The following is a 5,310-nucleotide window of genomic DNA, read 5'->3' as shown; positions in this document are numbered from 1 at the left end:
ACAGTTCCGATACCCGAAACATTTACAAGAGAACTCAATGAACCAGGAGTAACTATCGAAGCACTTGCAGTTCCTGTCGTTCCGTCAACTGTCCACAATGTAGTTCCTCCGCTGGCGCTACCGGCTAAGGTAAATTGAGTTGGTCCAGAAGGTGGAGTCTGGCACAAAGTCTGATCCGGTCCTGCATTATTTGTCGCAGCTACGTTAACAGTAGTCGTGACGGGACAAGGATTGGATGAAAGAAAGTCCTTGGTAACTACTACCGTAATTGTATAAGAACCAGGTCCAGCCCCGGAATTTACTGTTACACTAGAACCGGTGGCACTACCAGGAATTGTCGCTCCTGAAGTATTATTTGATAGTGTCCATAAATAAGTAGCTCCTTGTATTGAAGGTGTAGAGTAAACATTTGAACTACCGCCACAAACACTTGCGGGACCGGTAGCATTACAGGTAGGAGGAACGAGAACAGCGTCCGATTTAAGCGAACGGTCCTGACTACCGCCTGAAAGCACTCCTCCAAACACACCAATACCTACTATACGGCAATGGTATGGTGAACCACCTGGGTGTGCATTGCCAGCCCCCCAATCAACTGTGCTTGCAATATGTCCTCCCCATGCCAAAACAACGGTGGATGCTGAAGCTGTAAAGTTTATTTGTAAATTCGTTGCAGTAGCGCCATTAGTATTAGCGAGTGATTCTTGAAGAGAATAAGTAACCGGATTGGCACCAAAGAATGTACCATTCCAGATAGTAATAACTCGCTCTGCTTCTGGTAAAAGATTAAAACTGCTTGCCGGCATACCTGGTACATCTGTTCCCGTAGTACTAGGAACGGGAATCGCAGAAGTAAATGGCCCAGTAGTAATCCCGGACACACCAAAAATTGGATTAATAACCTCTGCAAGATGTCCAAACTGGGCATGAGGTTCTAGCCGCTGGAAGCTTGTAAAATAATCGAGAGCAGCTATACCTCCTTCTTGTGTATCAATCCCAATTTGAATCGTGTAGTTTGTTCCAGCAGTCAAACCGGTAATTACCGTACGGTATGGTACCGAATACCCTTCTAGTAAGTGTGTATTCTCAGGACCTAAATTCCCATTTTGCCAATTATTCGGTGTAGGAGTTTCACCAACCCCCCCATTTCGTACTTGATCAATGTCAGCAGCTTGTCCCCATGAGGCATTACTAAACAATAAAAAAGCAAATAGCAAAGCCGTGACTGTTTTCCAGTAACCGAATGCACCCAACTTTAATTTGCTTAAGTTTGAAGAAAAACCCGTTCTGCATTTGGTTTCGGGTAGTTCCTCTGACTGAGATAAAATATTTTTTTTCATAATAATACGGTTTTAGAGCCATATTATCAGTAGCGTTTCTGATAGAATGAGGGATTCCAAAAAAAAAAAGACCCTTTCAATCAAAAATTGAAACTTTAAGATTATTCTTAAAAAAGAAAAAAGAAGAAAAGTGTTAATTGATTAGGTGGAGGTATTATTGCACGTGGCAATCACAATTAACCATCAAACCGTCTGAAACCAATAAAAATGTAATTGATTTGTGTAGAGGTATTGCATGTCGCAATCACAATTAACCGTTGAACTGATATGAAAGTATTTTGAAAATGTTAATTGATTGTGTGGAGGTATTATTGCACGTGGCAATCACAATCAACCATCGAACCGTCTGAAACCAATCTAAAATATTAATTGATTTGTGTCGAGGTATTGCATGTCGCAATCACAATTAAGTGTCAAACGTTTAAGAAGTATTGTAAAAATGTTAATTGATTTATGTGGAGGTATTATTGCACGTCGCAATCACAATTAACCATCAAACCGTCTGAAATCAATAAAAATGTAATTGATTTTTTTAGAGGTATTGCATGTCGCAATCACAATTAACCGTTGAAGTAAATAAAACTATTATAAAATGTTAATTGATTTTTGTGGAGGTATTATTGCACGTCGCAATCACAATTAACCATCAAACCGTCAATAACTTATTCCGTTATTCTGTGACAAATTTAACACTAATTTGATTGAATTAACATATTTCTTGTAAACATTCTATTTTATTTAACTTTTTTAACAATCCATTGATTACCAAGCGGTTACAAACAAAAAGTAAGGTAAGAAGTTTCGTAAAAATTAATTCTCTAAGTTTTACAATTTAAATCAACCGTGTCACCATCAAACAAAAAACTTTTACCGTTTCCAGCAAGAGTCTCCAAAATCAACGAGCCCTCCCATGGAATTTTATTCAATCTATTTCTTACATAAACAAGTCTGCGACAAATCCTTAAAAGCAATACAGGATTAATAAATAGAATTGTAGAGGAATTAAAAAACATAAGATTTTCTATTGTTTTACATAAGGCTGCAAATTCTGTTTTTTGAATATTTCGCCCCCTTAAAACCTCAAAAAAACAAAACGTAAATTTTAAAAAATCATATTATTACAGATTTTTATTATCAATTTATTTCTTAAAAAAAAGAAAACACGTAGTGTAAATCTTATAAATTTTACAAAAAAGTGCATTTCATCGATTTTTTTGTTAATTTCATCGATATTTTATTCTAACTGATTAATTTTGAGCCGATTAATAAAAAAATAATAGTCTATGAAAAGATTGATATGTGCTGCCCTATTATTTACCGTTACTTACGGAATCGCTCAAAGTAAAGATGCTTTATGGAAAAAGAATACTTCAAGTAATGCTTCAGGAAGAATTACGAAGTCCGACTTGCCGCAAAAAAATATTTTCGATTTAGATGTACCTGCTCTGAAAAAGATGTTGGCCAAATCTCCCAAAAGAGAAGCTTCCAACATTACTTCCAATACAATCATTTCATTGCCAAATGGAGATGGCAAATTGGAAAACTTTAAAGTTTATGAAAACTCCGTGATGGATCCGGCGTTAGCTGCCAAATACCCGGAAATCAAATCGTATGTGGCTGTCGGTATAGACAACCCAAAAGCACGTGCTTATTTTAGCAGTTCGCCGTTAGGGTTCAAATCCATGACATTATATCCGGATCAATCGGCGGTATTCATTGAGCCAATCAATGATGATTCGAACACGTATACTATTTATAAAAGATCAGACAAAAAGGATTCTTTAGACAAATTTGAATGTAGCACTATCGATCAGGCTATTCACAATATCCAACCCACAAACAATACCAGTGAATTTGCTAGAGGCGCCGATGATGCCAAACTACGAACTTTAAGACTAGCCTTGTCCTGTAACGGAGAATATGCCAGCTATTTTGGGGGTACCAAAGCTTTGGCATTAGCCGGTATGAATAATACTTTGACAAGGGTTAATGGTGTATTTGAAACCGACTTCGGCATCAAGTTAATTTTAATTGCTAATAATGATGCTGTTATCTTCACAAATGCAACGACAGATCCGTATTCGGATGATAAGTCTAATTGGGGGTCATCAGTACAATCAACGTTAACATCAGCAATTGGAGAAGCCAACTATGATATGGGGCATTTATTAGCCGGAAACGTCGGTGGTGGAGATGCTGGATGTATCGGTTGCGTAGGCGTAGATGGAACTAAAGGAAGAGGATATTCTTCCACAGTAAACAATACTCCTGAAGGAGATGCATTTGACATCAGTTATGTTGCTCATGAAATGGGGCATCAATTAGGAGCTAATCATACATTTACTCATGCCACGGAAAATGGGACAGGAGTTCAAGTGGAACCGGGGAGCGGATCAACTATAATGGGCTATGTAGGAATTACTACCAAAGACGTTCAAAAACAAGCCGATGCTTATTTTCATACTGCCAGTATCTCACAGGTTACATATAATATTAAAAACAAAACATGTCCAGTTTTGTTTTCTACTGGGAATGCTGTTCCGACAGTTGATGCCGGTTTAGATTATACAATTCCTAAAGGAACCCCTTTCATGCTTACTGGTTCGGCAACGGATGCAAACACTGATGATGTGTTGACCTATTGTTGGGAACAAATGAATGCAGGAAATGCCACAACATCAACACCTACGGCCACTGCAACCACTGGACCTCTTTTTAGATCTTATTTACCAAATACAAACCCTACCAGATATTTTCCAAAAATGTCAACAATATTAGCTGGTTTAACCACTACTGCAGGAACTGACATTCCGGTAGAAGTTTTACCTTCTGTTGCCCGTACACTTAAATTCACATTAACTGTACGTGACAATAGAACGGGAGGCGCTGCTAACAATGGTGATGACATGTTTGTGACTGTGGATGGTGCAGCTGGCCCTTTTACTGTTGACACTCAAAATGCCGCAGTATCTTATGCTGCCGGCACATCACAAACCGTTAACTGGACTGTTGCCGGTACCAATGCCAATGGAGTAAACTGTGCTAATGTAGACATTTTATTGTCTACAGACGGTGGACAAACGTTCCCAACAGTTTTATTGGCCGGAACTCCAAATGACGGTTCACAAAGTGTAGTAATTCCAAATAAACCCGGAACCACTAACCGAATCATGGTTAAAGGAAGCAACCACATTTTCTTTGATGTAAACAATGCTAACTTTACTATTACAGGTTCTGGCTCTGCGGATACTACTGCTCCTACGGCTTCAACGCTTTCCACTTCGGGAACTACTGCTTCAAGCACTAACCTGACTTGGACTGCGGCATCTGATAACGTAGGTGTAACAGGCTACGACGTATACCAAAACGGAGTTTTGAAAACAACGACTACCGCTACATCGTTAGCAGTAACGAGTCTATCAGCTTCTACGTCTTATAACTTTTATGTAAAAGTAAAAGATGCGGCTGGAAACTTATCAGCTGCAAGTAATACTGTAAATGTGACTACTTCTGCTTTGGCAGATACTGCTGCTCCTACGGCTTCTACGCTTTCAGCATCGGGAACTACTGCTTCAAGCACTAATCTGACTTGGACTGCAGCTTCTGATAACGTAGGTGTAACAGGCTACGATGTATACCAAAACGGGGTTTTGAAAACAACAACTACCGCTACATCGTTAGCAGTAACGAGCCTATCGTCTTCTACGTCTTATAACTTTTACGTAAAAGCAAAAGATGCGGCTGGAAACGTATCAGCTGCAAGTAATACTGCAAATGTGACTACACTAGCTGCTGCTGATACTGCTGCTCCGACAACTTCAACGCTTTCTGCATCTGGAACTACTGCTTCAAGCACAAACCTAACTTGGACAGCAGCTTCTGATAACGTAGGTGTAACAGGCTATGATGTATACCAAAACGGGGTTTTAAAAACAACAACTACTGCTACTTCGTTAGCAGTAACGAGTCT

General features: G+C 39.0%; 2 protein-coding genes. One reads left to right on the top strand and one right to left on the bottom strand.

The features are described from left to right. Positions 1 to 1,340: hypothetical protein (locus tag FEDK69T_RS15040; RefSeq protein WP_035656476.1), on the bottom strand; the 1,340-nt coding region annotated here is incomplete at its 3' end. Positions 1,341 to 2,623: 1,283 nt separating this feature from the next. On the opposite strand from FEDK69T_RS15040, the gene FEDK69T_RS15030 reads away from it, so the two are divergent. Beyond that, on the top strand, positions 2,624 to 5,310 hold a 2,687-nt coding region (locus FEDK69T_RS15030), incomplete at its 3' end, for a reprolysin-like metallopeptidase (RefSeq protein ID WP_035656473.1).

Source organism: Flavobacterium enshiense DK69 (assembly GCF_000498495.1).
GTDB lineage: Bacteria > Bacteroidota > Bacteroidia > Flavobacteriales > Flavobacteriaceae > Flavobacterium > Flavobacterium enshiense.
This window is presented reverse-complemented; position numbering and strand designations above follow the sequence as displayed.